This is a genomic window from Amycolatopsis orientalis (genome assembly GCF_000943515.2).
GTDB classification, from domain to species: domain Bacteria; phylum Actinomycetota; class Actinomycetes; order Mycobacteriales; family Pseudonocardiaceae; genus Amycolatopsis; species Amycolatopsis orientalis.
Map to the genome: position 1 here is coordinate 4,546,186 of NZ_CP016174.1, position 17,216 is coordinate 4,563,401.

Sequence of the window (17,216 nt, forward strand, 5' to 3'; positions counted from 1 at the left end):
CGAAAACGTGCGTGATCTCGGACCTTGACGTGGTCAGGGGTGGCCGTAGCCGCCGTTCCGGTCGTAGCTCAGGAGTACGGACGCCTTCTCCTCGCGCAGGATCCCCACGAGCCGGGAAGCCGCCTCGTCGGTGCTCGCGCGGACAAAGCGGACCCAGCCCGGCGGGTCCGGATACAGGATCGGGCCGTGACGGCTGCCGGCGTAGCCGAGGTGCACGACCCGCGCGACGCCCAGCACCTCGGCGCTCGCTTCGAGTTCGGCCAGTCGCGGCGCGTCCGCTCCTTTCATGCCGATGGTGGCGGTCACCAGCACGACGCGGTGTCCGTCCGCGGCGGCGCGGGCGAGGGTGCCCCCGGTCAGCAGGGCTTCGTCATCGGGATGCGCGTGGAAGGCCACGATGGTCGTCACGCGCCGAGCATGCCCGAGGTCGCCGAAACCGTGGGTGGTCGACTCTTGACCGTCCGTCGCGCTCGTGGGTAATCTCTCCTTTACTTTCCAATAGTAAGGAAAGTTTCCTATTTAATACCCGCCGCCCTGAACCGTCGGCACATCGACGCCGGTGCCGCCGACGCGAGAGGAGAAGCCCCATGCGCTGGGACAAGATCCGTCTCCGGGTGACGGCCGCGCTGGCCGCCGGACTGCTGGCCCCGGTCGCCGTCGCGAGCACGTCGATGGCGACCGAGACCGCGGGAGAACCGGCGGCACGGGTGGCCGCCGCGCTACCGCCGGGCAGCCCGGCCGCGGTCAACGGACAACTGAAGGTCTGTGGCCTCCAGCTCTGCAACTCCGCGGGCAAGCCGATCCAGCTCCGCGGTATGAGCACCCACGGAATCCAGTGGTACAGCCAATGCGTGAAGACCGCTTCGCTCGACGCGCTGGCCGGTGACTGGAAGGCCGACGTCCTCCGGATCTCGATGTACATCCAGGAAGGCGGGTACGAGACCAACCCGCGCAAGTTCACCGACATGGTGCACTCCTACATCGAGGAAGCCACCAAACGGGGGATGTACGCCCTCGTCGACTGGCATCAGCTCACCCCCGGCGACCCGAACGCCAACCTCAGCCGCGCCAAGACGTTCTTCACCGAGATCGCCCAGCGGCACAAGGACAAGACGAACATCATCTACGACATCGCCAACGAGCCCAACAACGTCAGCTGGGATCGCGTCCGCAGCTACGCGGAGCAGATGATCCCGGTCATCCGCGCCCAGGACTCGGACGGCGTCGTGCTCGTGGGCACCCACGGCTGGGGCTCGCTCGGCATCTCCGACGGCCGCGACGAGACCGACATCGTCAACAACCCGGTGCGCGCCACCAACTTCATGTACACGTTCCACTTCTACGCGGCGTCGCACAAAACCGAGTACTTCAACGCGCTGAGCCGGGCCGCGAACAAGATCCCGCTGTTCGTGACCGAGTTCGGCACCCAGACCGCCAGCGGTGACGGCGGGAACGACTTCACCAACTCCCAGAAGTACCTGGACTTCCTGGCGTCGAAGAAGATCAGCTGGACCAACTGGAACTTCTCCGACGACGGGCGTTCGGGCGCGGTGTTCAAACCGGGCACCTGCTCGGGCTCCTCGTTCACCGGTACGGCTCCGCTGAAGCCGGCCGGTGTCTGGATCCGGGACCGCATCCGTACCGCGGACAACTTCCCGACCTCCTGATCCCGGCGGCGCGCGCGTGTCATGAGGGGTCCCCATAGGACGAAAAGTGTCCTATGGGGACCCCTCATGACCCCCCCCGGCCTCGGTGCCTCAGCTGAGTGGCTCGAAGGCGAGCGTCGCGAGACGATCCGGATCGGCGATGAGGTCGATCGCCGCGATCTTCCCCGCCACGACGGTGAAGGCGAAGAGCGTCTGCGGAACGCCGTCCCTGGTGACGACCATCCCCGCCGCCCCGTTGACCAGCACGGGCCGCAGCACCCCGCCGGCACCGGCCTGCCGGAACATGAGCGCCTGGCTCGCGACCGTGGCCGCCCCGCGCACCGAGCGCGTGGTCCCCGCCGGAACCACGCCGCCCTCGGCGCGGAGCACGACGTCCGGATCGAGCACGGAGACCAAGGCGTCGAAGTCGCCACCCCGCGCGGCGGCGAAGAACGCGTCCACGACTTCCCGCTGACGCGTGAGGTCCGCGTCGGGGACCGTCGGCGAACCCTGCAGACGGCGCCGGGCGCGGCTGGCGAGCTGCCTGGTCGCACCGGGGGACCGGCCCACGATCGGCGCGATCTCGTCGAACGGCAGGGCGAACATGTCATGCAGCACGAACGCGAGCCGTTCGGCCGGGTCCAGCGTGTCGAGCACGACCAAGAGCGCCAGCCCGACCGAATCCGCCAGCAGGACCTCGTGTTCCGGGTCGATCCCGCCCTCGCGGCCGATGATCGGGTCGGGCAGCTGCGCGCCGACGGGGTCCTCCTGCCGCGACTTGCGCGAGCGCAGCATGTCGAGGCAGATCCGGCCGACGACGGTGGTCAGCCAGCCGCCGAGGTTGTCGACGTCCTCGGTGCCTGTCCGGCTGAGCCGCAGCCAGGCCTCCTGCACGGCGTCGTCCGCCTCGCTCAGCGAGCCGAGCATCCGGTACGCCACCGCCCTCAGGTGCGTCCGGTGCCCTTCGAAACGCCGGGCCAGCCAGTCGTGTTCGTCCACGGTCCCCATCCTTCTTCACAGTCCGTCGTAACCCTGACGGATGGGGCACTGGAGATGTGACAGTGCCTAGGGGCGTTTCGGGTATCCGCCGTCGACCTCCTTCACCGGTTTGTGCGGGAACCGGCGTTCGGCGTAGGACTTCGCCGACGAACCCGGCCGCACGTACAGCGTCTCGACCTTGTCCTGCAGCGGTTTGACCACGGTGCCGAGGAAACCGCGGCGGTCGTCGAGGTAGGGCCCGAGCACGTCCTCGCCCGCCGGGCAGACGGCCATGCAGTACGCGGCCTTGTAGTTCGGTTTGAACGCGAGGCTCTGCCACATCGACACGTTCTCCGAGTCGGTCACCCTGGACCGGAAGTCGGCGGCGTCCTCGCTGTCGGCCACGGTCTGCGCCCAGTCGGTGAAGCCGCTCATGAACTCGCGGTAGTTGTGGGTCGAGCAGGCCAGGAAATCGAACTCGCCGGTCTTCGAGATCGCGCCGATCGGACAGGCCGCGACGCACAGCTTGCACTCCAGGCAAGGGTTGTAGTCGAGGGCTTCGCCGTAGGTGGACACCTCGGCGTCGAGCAGCAACGTCGCCAGGAGCACGAAGTTCCCGAACTTCGGGTGGATGACGTTGCGGTGCAGGCCCATGGCGCCGAGCCCGGCGGCGACGGCGACCGTCTTGTGCGCGACCACCCAGATCCGGCCCGGATAGTTCTCCATCTCCATCGGGAAGGTCGCGGACGGGTTGATTGCGCGGTACCCGGCGTCCTGCAACCTCCGGACGATCGTGTGCCCGGCCTCGTTGATGATCTCGCCGGTGCGGTGGAACTCCTGGTTGGCCACGCTGCGGGCGGGGGAGCGGACGTCGTCGCGGTTCATCCGCACCACGAGCGAGACCAGGGTCTTGGTACCGGGCAGCGCGCGCAGGACGTGCTCGCGTTCGCCCGCCAGCTCCGGATGGTCGAGGGAGACCGCGGCCGCGTCGTCGGCGCCCGCGGCGAGACAGATCTCCTTGAGCCAGGCGGCGTCGATCACCGGCGACGGTTTGTCGCGCGGTTTGGCGAGGACGGCCCGCACCGACGGATGACCCGCCAGTTTCCTGGGCAGGCGGTCGGTCACAACGCCTCCAGGATGGTCGCGTTGGCCTGGCCGCCGCCTTCGCACATCGCCTGCAGCCCGTAGCGGGCGCCGTGGTGGTGCAGGGCGTTGACCAGCGTGCCCATCAGCCGGGTGCCGCTCGCGCCGAGCGGATGGCCCAGCGCGATCGCGCCGCCGTGGACGTTGACCTTGGCCGGGTCGGCCCCGGTCTCCTGCTGCCACGCCAGCACGACACTGGCGAACGCCTCGTTGATCTCGAACAGGTCGATGTCGGCCAGGTGCAGGCCCGCGCGCCGCAGCACCTTCTCCGTCGCCGGGATGACGCCGGTGAGCATGAGCAGCGGGTCGGAGCCGGTGACGGCGAAACTGTGCAGGCGCGCGCGAGGCCGGAGGCCGAGCCTGGCGGCGGTCTCACTGGAGGTGATGAGCACGGCGGAGGCGCCGTCGTTGATCGGGCTGCTGTTGCCCGCGGTCACCGACCAGTCGATCTGCGGGAACCGCGCGGCCACGGCCGGATCCTGGAACGCCGGGCGCAACTTGGCGAGTGTTTCGAGGTCCGTGCGGGGCCGGACGGACTCGTCGGTGGAGACCAGGCCGGCCGGTGTCTCGATCGGCACGAGCTGGCTCGCGAACCGGCCGAGCTGGTGCGCCCGCGCCGCCTTCCGGTGCGACTCCACCGCGAACTCGTCCATCGCCTCGCGGCTGAGCGACCATTTCGCGGCGATCAGTTCGGCGCTGATCCCTTGCGGTACCAGGCCTTCCGGATAGCGCTCGGCGACGCCGGGGCCGAGGGGGTCGGTACCGGGCAGCACGTTGGACCACATCGGGACACGGCTCATGGACTCGACCCCGCAGGCGATGACGACGTCGTAGGCGCCGGCCATCACGCCTTGCGCGGCGAAGTGGACGGCCTGCTGGCTGCTCCCGCACTGCCGGTCGACGGTGGTCGCGGGCACGCTTTCCGGCAGCCCGGCGGCGAGCGCCGCCCATCGCGTGACGTTCTGGGCCTGTTCGCCGACCTGGTCGACCGCGCCGCCGATGACGTCGTCGATCAGCGCCGGGTCGACCCCGGTGCGTTCGACGAGTGCGCGCAGGGTGTGGGCCAGCAACTGGACCGGATGGACCTCGTGCAGGGATCCGCCGGGTTTGCCCTTGCCGATCGGGGTGCGGACGGCATCCACGATGACCGCGTCGTGCACGGCTGCCTCCTGGGTGAGTTGGGATTTCCAACTTACTGTGGCACCGAGTGGGTTGGAAATCAAGACTCACTGGGTTTACGCTGGTCGCATGACCGAAGGACCGAGGGACTGCTCGATCGCCAACGCGATGGAGGTGATCGGGGAGCGCTGGAGCCTGCTCGCGCTGCGCGAGGTGTTCTTCGGGGCGCGGCGGTTCGACCAGATCGTCCGCAACACCGGGGCGAGCCGGGACATCCTGACCGCGCGGCTGCGCAAGCTCGTCGAGACGGGAATCCTCGAAAAACGGCTCTACGAAGAGCATCCGCCGCGGTACGAGTACGTGCTCACCGAGGCGGGGCACGCGCTCAACCACGTGCTGCTGAACCTCATGGCGTGGGGCGACAAGTACGTCACGGAGGGGCCGCCGCCGACGGTGTGGCGGCATTCGTGCGGGGAGGAGCTCGCGCCGGAGACGGTCTGCGCGCACTGCCACGAACCGGTGCGGGAGAAGGACATGACCCTGGTCCGGAGCACCCGTCGTGTCCGGGCCTCGTGAGTGGTAATGACGGTTCTAACCGTCATTACCACTCACGAGACTTCAGGGGCGGGTCTTCCATTCCCGGGCGATCATCCGCATCAGCGCGGGATAGACGAACAGGTACCGGAACGGCTTGATGAACCCCATGTACGCCCGGCCGAACCGGCCGTTGGGTTTGACCAGCACCGCCAGCTGACCCCGGTAGTGCCCCGGCGCCTCCTCGATCCACGCGAGGTGCAGGACGCCGTGCATGGTCCGGTTCGCCATCTCCGCGGCGAACTCGTCGTCCAGCCGGTAGACCGGGGTGAACGGCAGCCAGTCCTCGTCCGGTCCGGTCGGCGTGTCGCGGAGGTCTTCCGGCAGGCGGTCGCGCAGCGATCCCACCCGCGTGTCGAGACCGGAATCCCTTTTGTCCAAACGGAAGAGCACGCCCAGTTTCCACCGCAGTGACCACAGGGCTCGGACGATCACGGGCGCACCGTCCGGGAAGCGACCCGACGCGAACTGCTTCACCAGCTCGGGGAAATCATCGGGACCGCCGGGGGTGTCCAGTGCCCAGACGTCTTCGAGGTCGAAGTCCCCGGCCACCTCGTGGATCCGCCAGGAACGGCCGGTGTGGGCCGTGTTCGCGAGTTTCATGCCGACACCAGTTGGACGATCTCGCGGGGACGGACTTCGCGTTCGTCGAAGGCCACGTCCACATCGGCCGAGCCGAGGGCCTGCATCGAAGCCGCTTGTGCCGCTTCGGATTCCCAGCGCGCGATCGACACCACGGCGTCGCCGGCGGCGGTGACCCAGCATTCGGCCGCGAGGCAGCCCGGAGTGGAGCGCAGCACTTCGGCGACCCGCTGGACCCGCGAGACGAAGGCGTCGTGATGGTCGGTGTGCGGGTAGTGCGTGGCCACGAAACCGACAGTCATGTCGTTGATTCCTCCCAGTGCGTTCCGCCATCTATACGGTAGCGTATATATCGCTGTCGTGGTGACGGCGTGACGGGGGATACGGTGATCACATGGCCGCTGAGACCCGGACTCCGCCGCAAGCGTGGATCGACGCGGGGTTGCGCGCGCTGGCCGCCGGAGGCCCTGGCGCCGTCCGCGTCGAGGCGCTCGCGAAGACGCTGGGAGTCACCAAAGGCGGCTTCTACGGGTATTTCGCCGATCGCGGAGCGCTGATCGAGGAAATGCTGGCCACCTGGGAACGTACGAGCACCGGTGAGCTGATCGCGAGCGTCGAGCGCGAAGGCGGCGACGCCAAGGCGAAGATCCGGCGGGCCGGCATCCTCATCACCGAGCGTGTCCTGGCCGTCGACCTCGCCATCCGCGACTGGTCGCGCCGCGATCCCGACGTCGCCGAACGGCTCAGGCGGGTCGACAACCAGCGGATGGACTACCTGCGTTCCCTGATGCGCGAGATCTTCACCGACGAGGACGAGGTCGAAGCCCGCTGCCTGCTGGCTTTCTCGCTGCTCGTCGGCAAGCACTTCATGGCAGCCGACCACGGCGGGCGCAGCCGCGACGAGGTCACCGAACTCGCCGGGACCCTGCTGCTCGGCGGTTAGGGGACAGTCATGGGCGTGCCCCCGGCGTCGGTCGGGAGTTACCTCGAGTGTGGAGGATTTGGGACGTTGAACGTCTCTAATTCTCCACACTCGGGTCCCGGCGAAGGCGCATAACTACTGGTCCGTGCCGCTCCCAGGACGGCGACCGACGTGAGGGGTGTGACACTTACGCGCCGCAGCCACAGCGAGTGACCACGTGGGGCGAAAACGTGGCCTCGCGACGAAAAGGAGGCCCTCACGGACGGTGCCCGGGATCTTGGTGCGGCACGCGCCGCTAAAGTGATCGCATGGCGTCGGTCAAACAGTTCCAGGTCACCTTCGACTGCGCGGAACCCGAGCGGGTCGCCCGGTTCTGGTGCGAGGTCCTGGGTTACGTCGTTCCCCCGCCGCCGGAGGGGTTCGCCTCCTGGAGCGACTACAACCGCACCCTGCCGCCCGAAGAGCAGGACGCGTCGTTCGTCTGCAGCGATCCCACCGGCGTCGGCCCGCGGATGTACTTCCAGCGTGTGCCCGAAGGCAAGGTCGTCAAGAACCGGGTGCACCTCTGCGTGCGGGCGGGCACCGGGCTCGTGGGCGACGAACGCCTAGCCGCCCTTCAGGCCGAGGCCGAACGACTGATCGCGCTCGGCGCGGTCCGCCAGCGGGTCATGCTGGCCGACGGCGTCAACGAATCCTGCATCGTGATGCAGGACATCGAGGGCAACGAGTTCTGCCTCGACTGAGCCGCTTATTCGTCGTCCTCTTCAGGGGTGGTCGGGACCTGTTTGCGCGCGACGTAGATGAGCAGCCCGATGATCACCACGGGGCCGACGAAGATGAGGATCTCGTCCCAGCCGCCTTGGTGCATCATCATCACCCGCGCCGCGATGGTCATGAGCCGGAGACCAGCGCGATCCCGAGCGCGGTGTAGCCGATCATCAGCGCCAGCATGGGGTATTGGCCCACCTTGACATAGTTCGCGCGCAGCACGCCGACGGAACGATCATGTGCCGAGGTTACGGCCAGCACGTGCCCGGCGACGATTCCGGCGATCTGGACCAGCGCGATCATCCCGGTCGAGACGACCGTGTAGTCGATCGTGCGGCCGAAGCCCTGCTGTCCGGAGAACACCGCAAACGAGAAGTAATGCGCGATCGTGTACCCGGCCATGATCGGGATCAGCGACGGCGCGAACGCGGGATACGGATCGAAGCCGCGGCGCAGGTAGGGCCTGGTCAGGCCGATGGCACCCGCGTAGGCGCCGTAGGTGAGCGCGATACAGGCCGCGAGCCCGGCGGTGCCGCCGAGGACACCGGCGTCCAGCGACGTCCAGAACGGGAGCCGGGTCAGGCCGTCGAACGCCGTCGAGCCCAGCACCACGAGGACCAGCGCGGTCAGCCAGGGCGCGGGGGAGAGCGTGAGCAACCCGTCCAGCGGGTTCCGGAGCACGAGCCGCCCGTCGGCCCGTCTTCCGAAGGGGGAGAGGCCCGCGACCAGGCGCGCGTAGACCTCGAAGGCGTCGCCGCGATCGAACCAGCGCGGACCGAATACGACACCGAGTGCAATGTGTATAACGGCATACACGGTGCAGAAAAGAGCGATCGCCCGCGGCGAGTCGGAGTGGGGAAAGACCAGTTCCAGCCAAAGAAACGCCAGGAGACCGACGATCGCGGGCAGATAACCCCACCTCTCCGGCGGTTCGCGGTGCCGGACGGGGATCAGGGAAGCGACCGTCCTCAGTGGATTCAGCCGCCGCCAGACCGGGCCGAACACCAGTGAGAGCGGCACCAGCCCGACCCAGAACCAGACGTAGAACCACGCCGGAGCCGGGTTGTCCGCCGAGGTGGCGGGGCCCGCCCAGGCCATCGCCAGGAAGCCGGCGAAGAGCGCCACGCCGAGCACGCGCGACGCGACGCGGGTGAACGTGCTGTCGGCGATCCGTTGCAGGGCGAGGGGAAGCGGGCGACCGGCATCGGCACCGCGGAGCCGGGGTTCCTTCCAGAGCGCGGTGAGCGCGAAGAAGGAGATCACGACGGCCGCCGCTCCCGCGTAGAGCGCGAGCCACAGCGGGACCGGCAGATCGGACCGGCCGCCGAGACCGTGCGCGAGGATCATCCGCTCACCCGGAGCTTGGTCACCGCCGCGCCGCTCTTGTGCAGTTCCACCTCGAAGATCCCGTCGATGTTCGCGGTGAAGGCGACGGTCCCCGGAACCCCGGGAGCGAGCTGGGCGGCCTTGTCGTAGCCGTGGACGTGCAGTTCGTCCGCCTGATCGGAGGTGACCTCCAGCGCGACGTTCTCGCCGGTGCGCACCGCGACCTCTTCCGGGCCCGCCGTGCGCTTGCCTTCGGTGATCGAGAACTTCACCGTTCGGGTGCCGCCGCTCTGGGCCGGATTCTGGGCCGGTTCGGTGCCTGCCGAGCCAGAACAGCCCGTCACGGCCAGCAGTGCGGCCACGGTGATCCCGCAAATCCCGCCGATCCTCCGCATCGAGGTCCCTCCAAGTCGTACGCCCCGGCTTGCCTGTCCGGGACCTTGCCCCTATCGTGTTACCCCAAGGTAACAGTTACTTAGGTTAGCAGGAAGGCGAGCACGGTGTTCATGGCTCAGGAGAGCCCGCCTGCCGGCGGCGCGCAATTCGGGCAGATCGTCATCGCGGGCCTGATGTTCACCGCGGTCTTCCTGCCCCTGGCTGTTTTCGTCCTCCGCGAGCGTGCGGGGAAGCGGACCCTCTTCGGTCGCGTCGCCGACTGGATGGGGGAGTTCAGCGGCCTCCCGCGCTGGGCGGCGCTGCCGATGTTCGTCGCCTTCCTGTCCGGGATGTCGGCGCTGATCGGGGTCTACTGGGACGTGCCGATCCACATGGAACTCGGCCGCGACGAAGGTCCGCTCGCGAATCCGTCGCACTACCCGATCTACTTCGGACTGATGGGGATTTTCGCCAGCGGCGTGCTCAGCGCGACCTTGGCGACCAAGGATCTCCCGAAGCGCACCTTCCGCATCGGCCCGCACTGGCGCGCCCCGATGGGCTCCATCCAGATGATGGCCACCGGTCTCGTCGGTATCGCGGGGTTCCCGCTCGATGACGTGTGGCACCGGCTGTTCGGTCAGGACGTCACCGAATGGGGGCCCACCCACGTGCTGATGATCGGTGGCGGCGTCTGTGTCGTCCTCGGTCTCCAGCTGCTGCTCGGCGAGGCCCGCCAGGTCGGCGCGACCGGGCCGATCGTGCGCCTGCTCGGGCCGGTGCTCGCCGGAGCCTGGATGATGGGCGCGTCGGCGTTCCTGATGGAGTTCGACCTCGGCGTGCCGCAGTTCCCGATGCTGTCGCAGGTCGTGCTCGTCGGCCTGATCGGTGCTTGGACCCTGACGTATGGACGGCTGTCCTGGGGGCCTGGCGGCGCGCTGATCGTCGTCGCGGTCTTCCTTGCCTCGCGCGCGTCCTTCACCGTCATCCCGCTGTTCGCCGACCTGCACGTGGCCTCGCTCCTGCCGTACATCGCCGAAGCGGTGATCGTCGAGGTCGTCGCCCTGGTGATGCGCAACCGGCAGGGGTACTCGTTCGCCGCCGTCGCCGGCCTGCTCGTCGGGACGGCCGGGATGCTCGCCGAGGCGGCCTTCACCCACTGGCTGATGCCGAATCCGTGGCCGGCCGCCCCCCTGCCGTTGTTCGTTCTCTTCGGGACCGGCGCGGCGATCGGGGGCGCGTTCGTCGGGGTCTGGCAGTACCAGCGGGTGGAGGAGACGGCGACCCTGGTGCCCGCGGCGGGGCCGCGGCACGCGGTCGGGCTCGTCGGCGCGCTGGGCGTGGTCGCCCTGATGTCGGCCGTCGCCGTCCCGCAGGATCCGGAAGCCGGCTTCACCGCCGATGTCCGGCTCACCGAGGCCGCGACCGGACTGCCGATCTCGAATCCGCACGGCGGCGGCGTGCCCCGGTGGGTCGACGCGACCGTCACGATCTCCCGGCCAGACCTGGCCGACGACGCTGTCTGGCTGAACGGTTTCGCTTGGCAGGGTGGCGATTTCTTCACCGCGCCGCTGGAGAAGATCGGGGATGGCGTCTATCGCACCGCGCAGCCGCTGCCCGTGTTCGGCCAGTGGAAGACCGGGATCCGGGTGCACGTGCCGAACCGGATGATGGGGCTCGCGCCGATCTACGCGCCCGCCGACCCGGCCGCGAACGCCCCGGCGATCGACGCGGCGTCCGGGCCGAGGGCGTTCATGTCCGAGATCGAGTTCCTGCAGCGGGAACGGAAGTCGGAGACCCCCGCCGTGTTGTGGACGGTCGCCTACGCCACCGTCGGGCTGATCTTCGCCGCGATGTGGGCGCTGTTCGCGTGGCTCTACGCCTCCGCCGCCACGGCGCGGCGACGCGAGGTCTCCGTCGGCTGAACGTCGCGTTTCGTCCTCTGGATGCGGTAGTTGCGTGCGCAAGTACCGCATCCAGAGGACGAAACGCTTTGCTCCCACTTCGTTCGCGCGTATCGATTGAGCATCATCGCGCGCAAGCGTTCTGCAAGCACGCTTCCCTTGAATGCCCAGGACACTGCACGTGTTCCCACTTCACGCGTCGAATCGGTGACTCAACGCTACTTAGTTAAAACACAAAGTAGCTATCGACCACGCGATGACGTCCGCCGTGCACGATCGGTATTGGCGAGTCATTGCGCGGTTACCGCGACATGTGGTTACTTTTCCGCCTCGGGGGTTGGGACACAGCGAATTTCGATGGGGTGGTCTTCGTGCGCACAGAGCGTTTTCCCAGACGACGCGGTCTTCGCGTGGTCGCGGTTCTTGCCGCTTCGGCGGTCGCGACGGTGCCTTTCGTGCCGGTCGCGGCGGCCCAGCAGCAGGGCAAGGTGCTGCGGGTGGCGCTCACGACAGGGATCGACCACCTGAACCCCTTCACCGCCCAGCTGTCGGCGGCGACGCAGGTCGGCCGGTTCAACTACGAGTTCCTGACCCTGCCGTCGGCCGAGGACACCCAGCCCACGGGCGGTGTCGCGGAGTCGTGGAAGACCTCCGACGACAAGCTCACCTGGACCTTCACCATCCGCCAGGGGATGAAGTGGTCCGACGGCAAGCCGGTCACGGCGGCCGACCCCGCCTACACCTTCCAGCGGATGCTCGACGACGAGAACGCCCGCACCGCGAACGGCAGCTACGTCAGCAACTTCGCGTCGGTTTCGGCGCCGGACGACAAGACGCTCGTCATCAAGACCAAGGCCCCGCAGTCGAGCATGACCTCGCTCGACGTGCCGATCGTGCCCAAGCACATCTGGGAGCCGATCAAGGACCTCAACGCCCCCTCGACCGACGAGATGGCGGTCGTCGGCGTGGGCAGCGGGCCGTACCTGCTGACCGAGTACAAGAAGAACGAGTTCGTGAAGTTCAAGGCGAACAAGGACTACTGGCGTGGCGCGCCCAAGGTCGACGAACTGCAGCTGCTGCAGTTCAAGGACGCCGAGGCCGCGGTGAACGCGCTCAAGCAGGGCGAGGTCGACGTCATCAACCGGCTCACGCCGACGCAGTTCGACGCGCTCAAGAGCGAGAAGAACGTCACCACGAACAAGGCGCCGGGCCGCCGGTACAACGAGCTCATCATCAACTTCGGCGTCAAGAACGTGCTCGACCAGCCGATCGGTGACGGAAACCCGATCCTCAAGGACCTCCGCGTCCGCAAGGCGATCGCGCAGGCCATCGACACCAAGACCATCGTCGAAAAGGTGATGAACGGCTACGGCCAGCCCGGAACCGGCGTCGTGCCGGCGATCTACAAGGCCTACACCTGGAGCCCGTCGGACGCGGAGAAGACCAAGTTCGACCTCGCGGCCGCGAACACCACGCTCGATCAGGCGGGCTACGCCAAGGGACCGGACGGCATCCGCGTCGCTCCCGGCGGCGCGAAGCTGGAGTTCCGGCTCGCCGGCCACGCGAACCGGCCGTTCGACCAGCGCACCGCCCAGTTCGTCGGCGGCTGGCTCAAGGACATCGGCATCGCCGTCAAACAGGAGCTCGTCTCCGACGACGAGCTGGACGACCGCACCACCGCGGGCAACTACGACCTCGCGATCTCCGGTTACGGCACCTCGCCCGACCCGGACTACGCGCTGAGCCTGAACACCTGCGCCGACCGCCCGAACGCCCAGGGCAACGGCGGCAGCTCGGCGACGTTCTTCTGCGACCCGCGCTACGAAGACCTGTACAAGAAGCAGCTGACCGAGTTCGACCCGGCCAAGCGCGCCGAGATCGTCAAGCAGGCGCAGGCCGTCCTGGCGGGCGAGTACGTCGACGTCGTCCTGGACTACGACAACGTGCTCGAGGCCTACCGCTCGGACAAGTTCGCCTCGTTCACCAAGCAGCCGCAGCCCGACGGCGCGATCCTCGAGCAGTCCGGCTACTGGGGCGTCTATGGTGCCACTCCGGCCGAAGCGGCCGCGGCGGCGAACACCGAAGAAAGCAGCAACACCGGACTGTGGATCGGTATCGGCGCGGTCGTGCTCGTGGTGCTCGTCGGCGGCGGCGTGCTGCTCGGGCGGCGCGGCAAGTCGGCCGACGACCGGGAGTAAAGGACCGCGTTGACCGAAGCACTCAGTTCCCTCGATCAGTCCTCGGCGCTCGTCGATCCAGACGAGCGCCGGGGCGGGACCGGGACCGCCCGGTTCGTCCTCACGAAGATCGGCGAGGCGGTGGCCAGCCTCGTCCTGGTCGTCGTACTCGGCTTCTTCCTGTTCCGGATGCTGCCCGGCGACCCGGTCCGGACCATGGTCCGCGACCGGCCGACCGACGCGAAGATGATGGCGGAACTGCGCGAGCAGCTGGGCGTGGACAAGCCCCTGCTGGTGCAGTTCTGGGACTACGTCACCGGTCTGCTCACCGGCGACATGGGCCAGTCCTACATCCTGCGGCAGCCGGTCGCCGCCCTGATCGGTGAACGCCTGTGGCCGACCATCCTGCTCGTCGGCAGCGCGACGGTACTCGCGATCCTGCTCGGGCTGTGGCTCGGCGTCCGGGCGGGGTGGCGGCGCGACAGCACCTTCGACCGCGTCCAGACCGGTGTCGCGCTCACGCTGTGGTCGGTCCCGCAGTTCTGGCTGGGGCTCATCCTGCTGGTCGCGACGAACGGGCTCTTCCCCAGCCGGGGCATGCATTCCCCGGACGTCGAACCCGGGTTCTTCTCCGAGGGCCTCGACGTCCTGCACCACTTGGTGCTGCCTTGCCTGACATTGCTCGTGGTCTTCTACGCCCAGTACATGCTCGTGATGCGGTCGTCCCTCATCGGGGAGATGAACTCCGACTACCTCACCACCGCGCGGGCGAAGGGGTTGCGAGACGACCTGGTGCGGCGCAAGCACGCGGTGCCCAACGCGCTCCTGCCGACGGTCACGCTCATCTTCATCCAGTTCGGCATGGTGGTGTCCGGTGCGGTCTCGGTGGAGGCCGTGTTCAGCTGGCCAGGCCTCGGCCAGCTGCTCTACACGTCCCTCCAGGGACCGGATCTCCCTCTCCTGCAAGGAGTTTTCGTGGTCCTGGCCGGTGCGGTCGTGGTGATGAACCTGTTCGCGGAACTGCTCTACCGCGTACTCGACCCGAGGGTGCGGACGGCATGACCAGTGTGGAGAAACCGAGCACGATCGCCTGGCGCCGCCGCCGGGCGGCGGTGGCGAAACACTGGCGTGAGTTCGCGGCCAACAAGGCCGGGCTGACCGGGCTGGTCTTCCTCGGCGTGGTCACCGTGCTGGCGATCCTGGCGCCGGTCCTGACCGACGAGTCGGGGCTCGACGTCACCAAGGTCACCGGCGGTCCGCTGGCGCCCCCGAGCGCGGACTTCTGGCTCGGCACCGACATCGACGGCCGATCCGTTCTCCTGATGACCTACTGGGGCGCGAGGATCTCCCTGCTCGTGGGGTTCTCCGCCGCGTTCCTGTCGGTGCTGATCGGGACGATCATCGGGATCGCGGCCGCGCATTTCGGTGGCTGGCTCTCCAGCCTGCTGCTGCGGTTCACGGACTTCTTCCTGGTGCTGCCGTCGCTCGTGCTGGCCGTCGTACTGGCCGCGGTCCTCGACCGGAACACCGCGACCGTGATCATCGCCATCGGCGTCACCGCCTGGCCGAGCACCGCGCGGCTGGTCCGTGCGCAGACGCTGACCATCGAGAGCAGGCCGTACATCGAGCGCTCGAAGGCGTTGGGCGGCGGGCACCTGCACATCGTCGGCAAACACGTGCTGCCCGGCGTCATGCCGCTCGTGCTCGCCAACACCACACTGGTCGTCGGCAACGCGGTCATCGCCGACGCCACCCTCGCCTTCCTGGGGGTCGGCGACCCGAACGCCATCTCCTGGGGCGCGATGCTGCAGACCGCGCTGAACAACGGGGCCATCACCCGGGGTGCCTGGTGGAACCTGCTGCCACCGGGTATCGCGATCGTCGTGATCGTCCTCGCCTTCACCCTCGTCGGACGCGCGCTGGAGACCGTGCTGAACCCGCGCCTGAAGGGACAGCACTCATGAGCCCCTTGCTGGAACTGAAGAACCTCGGCGTCACCTACGCCACCGGCACCGGCGAGGTCGCCGCCGTCCGTGGCGTCGACCTGGTGCTGGAACCCGGCGACACGCTCGGCGTGGCGGGGGAGTCGGGGTCGGGGAAGTCGACCGTCGCGATGAGCGTCCTGCGGCTGCTTCCGCGTTCGGCGAAGATCAGCGGCGAGATCCTGCTGGACGGCGAAGACATCACGGCCATGAAATGGGGCAGGCTGCGCGCGGTGCGCTGGGCCGGGGCCTCGATCGTGTTCCAGGGCGCGATGCACGCGCTCAACCCGGTCCGCAAGATCGGCGAGCAGATCGCCGAGCCGATCCGGCTGCACCCACCCGGTGGCAAGGCGCTCTCGGACGCCGCCGTCCAGGCCAAGGTCTCCGAACTGCTCGAACAGGTCGACCTGCCGCCCGGCCGGGCCGGGGCGTACCCGCACGAGCTGTCCGGCGGGCAGAAGCAGCGCGTCATGATCGCGATGGCGCTCGCCTGCTCGCCGAGGCTGATCATCGCCGACGAGCCGACCACCGCACTCGACGTCATCGTCCAGGCCCAGGTGCTCGACCTGATGGGCAGGCTGGTCGCCGAGCAGGGGATCGGGCTGATCATGATCAGTCACGACCTGTCGGTCTTGGCCGCGACCTGCCGCCGGATCGCGGTCATGTACGACGGCGAGATCGTCGAGGAACGGCCGAGCGCGGAGCTGATGAGCGCGCCCCGGCACGAGCACAGCAAGGCGCTGGCGGCCGCCTTTCCGACCGTCGGCGACCCGGTTTCGCGGTTCGCCCCGGCCACCAGCACGCCGTTGCCCCCGGAACCGGACCGCGTCGCCGACCAGCCCGCGCTGCTGGAGGCCGAGGACCTGCGCGTCAGCTTCCGCGACCGCACCGGCAAGCGGATCCACGCTGTCGCCGGGGTGAGCCTCCAGGTGCGGAAGGACGAGATCGTCGCGCTGGTCGGCCAGTCGGGATCGGGTAAGACGACGCTGGCCCGCACGCTGCTCGGGCTGCAGAAACCCGACTCCGGCGCGGTGCGGTACGACGGCGAACCGGTCCCGCTCGGCGGTGCCGGGCTCAAGGCGTACCGGCGGCAGGTCCAGCTGGTCCTGCAGGACCCGACCAGCGCGCTGAACCCGAACCACACGGTGTACGAGGCCGTCGCGGAGGGCCCGCGCATCCACGGCATGGGCGCGAACGAGCACGACATCGTCGTCAAGGCCCTCGAAGCGGCCGAACTACGGCCCGCGGAGAAGTTCCTCGACCGGCTCCCGCACGAGCTGTCCGGCGGGCAGCGGCAGCGGGTGGTCATCGCGGGCGCGCTCGCGCTGAACCCCGGTGTGGTCGTGGCCGACGAACCGGTGGCGTCGCTCGACGCGTCGGTGCGGGGGGAGATCCTCGCGCTGCTGCTGCGCCTGCGGCGTGATCTGGGTCTCGCCGGGCTGGTGATCACTCACGACCTCGGGCTGGCGTGGAACATCGCCGACCGGGTCGCGGTGATGTACCGCGGGGAGCTGGTGGAGGTCGGTACCGTGGAAGAGGTCCTCCTGGACCCGAAACACGAGTACACGAAGTCGCTGCTCGCCGCGCTGCCGGGCGGTACCGCTCAGCGGGCGGCGGTGGACCGCTGACCGACGGGATTCCCGTGTCCGACGCGGGAAACACCCATTGCCGCGCACTCGCACAGGCGCGGTGTGTAACCTCCA

General features: G+C 68.5%; 18 protein-coding genes. 9 read left to right on the top strand and 9 right to left on the bottom strand.

The window, feature by feature from the left end:
* Window positions 1-33: 33 nt before the first annotated feature.
* On the bottom strand, window positions 34-408 hold the full coding sequence (locus SD37_RS44310; protein ID WP_418189818.1) for a PIG-L deacetylase family protein: 375 nt from the start codon (window positions 406-408) through the stop codon (window positions 34-36).
* Between the two features lie 179 nt (window positions 409-587).
* On the opposite strand from SD37_RS44310, the gene SD37_RS19870 reads away from it, so the two are divergent.
* Window positions 588-1,667 carry a glycoside hydrolase family 5 protein gene (locus tag SD37_RS19870; protein WP_044853293.1) on the top strand — a complete coding sequence of 360 codons (1,080 nt, stop codon included), beginning with the start codon at window positions 588-590 and terminating at the stop codon, window positions 1,665-1,667.
* A gap of 90 nt (window positions 1,668-1,757) precedes the next feature.
* Here the strand turns inward: SD37_RS19870 and SD37_RS19875 are convergent, their stop codons facing one another.
* The 3 genes from SD37_RS19875 to SD37_RS19885 form a co-directional block, all read right to left on the bottom strand.
* The gene (locus tag SD37_RS19875) at window positions 1,758-2,645 is read right to left on the bottom strand and encodes a sigma-70 family RNA polymerase sigma factor (RefSeq protein WP_044853485.1); all 888 of its coding nucleotides are present in this window, start codon (window positions 2,643-2,645) and stop codon (window positions 1,758-1,760) included.
* 66 nt (window positions 2,646-2,711) lie between these two features.
* Window positions 2,712-3,749 (bottom strand): (4Fe-4S)-binding protein, encoded by a 1,038-nt coding sequence (locus SD37_RS19880; RefSeq protein ID WP_044853294.1) that lies wholly within the window; start codon window positions 3,747-3,749, stop codon window positions 2,712-2,714.
* Window positions 3,746-4,927 carry a thiolase family protein gene (locus SD37_RS19885; RefSeq protein WP_044853295.1) on the bottom strand — a complete coding sequence of 394 codons (1,182 nt, stop codon included), beginning with the start codon at window positions 4,925-4,927 and terminating at the stop codon, window positions 3,746-3,748. The genes SD37_RS19880 and SD37_RS19885 overlap by 4 nt, the downstream gene beginning before the upstream one ends.
* 88 nt (window positions 4,928-5,015) lie before the next feature.
* On the opposite strand from SD37_RS19885, the gene SD37_RS19890 reads away from it, so the two are divergent.
* Window positions 5,016-5,462 carry a winged helix-turn-helix transcriptional regulator gene (locus SD37_RS19890; protein WP_044853296.1) on the top strand — a complete coding sequence of 149 codons (447 nt, stop codon included), beginning with the start codon at window positions 5,016-5,018 and terminating at the stop codon, window positions 5,460-5,462.
* A 42-nt stretch (window positions 5,463-5,504) separates the two neighbouring features.
* On the opposite strand, the gene SD37_RS19895 is transcribed toward SD37_RS19890, so the two are convergent.
* Window positions 5,505-6,083, bottom strand: coding sequence for a DUF2867 domain-containing protein (locus SD37_RS19895; protein ID WP_044853297.1), 579 nt, complete (start codon window positions 6,081-6,083; stop codon window positions 5,505-5,507).
* Window positions 6,080-6,364, bottom strand: coding sequence for an antibiotic biosynthesis monooxygenase (locus SD37_RS19900; protein ID WP_044853298.1), 285 nt, complete (start codon window positions 6,362-6,364; stop codon window positions 6,080-6,082). The genes SD37_RS19895 and SD37_RS19900 overlap by 4 nt, the downstream gene beginning before the upstream one ends.
* Before the next feature lie 92 nt (window positions 6,365-6,456).
* On the opposite strand from SD37_RS19900, the gene SD37_RS19905 reads away from it, so the two are divergent.
* Both SD37_RS19905 and SD37_RS19910 read left to right on the top strand, forming a co-directional pair.
* The gene (locus SD37_RS19905) at window positions 6,457-7,005 is read left to right on the top strand and encodes a TetR/AcrR family transcriptional regulator (protein WP_044853299.1); all 549 of its coding nucleotides are present in this window, start codon (window positions 6,457-6,459) and stop codon (window positions 7,003-7,005) included.
* A gap of 287 nt (window positions 7,006-7,292) precedes the next feature.
* Window positions 7,293-7,727: a VOC family protein gene (locus SD37_RS19910; protein ID WP_044853300.1), complete on the top strand. Its 435-nt coding sequence runs from the start codon at window positions 7,293-7,295 to the stop codon at window positions 7,725-7,727.
* A 5-nt stretch (window positions 7,728-7,732) separates the two neighbouring features.
* On the opposite strand, the gene SD37_RS43195 is transcribed toward SD37_RS19910, so the two are convergent.
* From SD37_RS43195 to SD37_RS19920, 3 genes are read right to left on the bottom strand one after another with little or no spacing between them, the layout of a single operon-like run.
* Window positions 7,733-7,879, bottom strand: coding sequence for a hypothetical protein (locus SD37_RS43195; protein WP_162835874.1), 147 nt, complete (start codon window positions 7,877-7,879; stop codon window positions 7,733-7,735).
* Entirely contained in the window at window positions 7,876-9,099 is a 1,224-nt protein-coding gene (locus tag SD37_RS19915) for a hypothetical protein (RefSeq protein ID WP_044853301.1), read from the bottom strand. Before SD37_RS19915 ends, SD37_RS43195 begins: the two co-directional genes overlap by 4 nt.
* Window positions 9,096-9,473 carry a cupredoxin domain-containing protein gene (locus tag SD37_RS19920; RefSeq protein ID WP_044853302.1) on the bottom strand — a complete coding sequence of 126 codons (378 nt, stop codon included), beginning with the start codon at window positions 9,471-9,473 and terminating at the stop codon, window positions 9,096-9,098. Before SD37_RS19920 ends, SD37_RS19915 begins: the two co-directional genes overlap by 4 nt.
* A gap of 111 nt (window positions 9,474-9,584) precedes the next feature.
* Between SD37_RS19920 and SD37_RS19925 the strand changes: the two genes are divergently transcribed.
* The 5 genes from SD37_RS19925 (at window position 9,585) to nikE (ending at window position 17,141) form a co-directional block, all read left to right on the top strand.
* A complete protein-coding gene (locus SD37_RS19925) occupies window positions 9,585-11,375 on the top strand; it encodes a hypothetical protein (protein ID WP_236725424.1) in 1,791 nt (596 codons plus the stop codon).
* Between the two features lie 389 nt (window positions 11,376-11,764).
* Window positions 11,765-13,552, top strand: coding sequence for an ABC transporter substrate-binding protein (locus SD37_RS19930; RefSeq protein ID WP_044853304.1), 1,788 nt, complete (start codon window positions 11,765-11,767; stop codon window positions 13,550-13,552).
* 9 nt (window positions 13,553-13,561) lie between these two features.
* A complete protein-coding gene (locus SD37_RS19935; protein WP_044853305.1) occupies window positions 13,562-14,593 on the top strand; it encodes an ABC transporter permease in 1,032 nt (343 codons plus the stop codon).
* On the top strand, window positions 14,590-15,495 hold the full coding sequence (locus SD37_RS19940) for an ABC transporter permease (protein ID WP_044853306.1): 906 nt from the start codon (window positions 14,590-14,592) through the stop codon (window positions 15,493-15,495). The genes SD37_RS19935 and SD37_RS19940 overlap by 4 nt, the downstream gene beginning before the upstream one ends.
* Window positions 15,492-17,141, top strand: coding sequence for a nickel ABC transporter ATP-binding protein NikE (gene nikE / locus SD37_RS19945; protein WP_044853307.1), 1,650 nt, complete (start codon window positions 15,492-15,494; stop codon window positions 17,139-17,141). Before SD37_RS19940 ends, nikE begins: the two co-directional genes overlap by 4 nt.
* The last annotated feature ends 75 nt before the right edge of the window (window positions 17,142-17,216 follow it).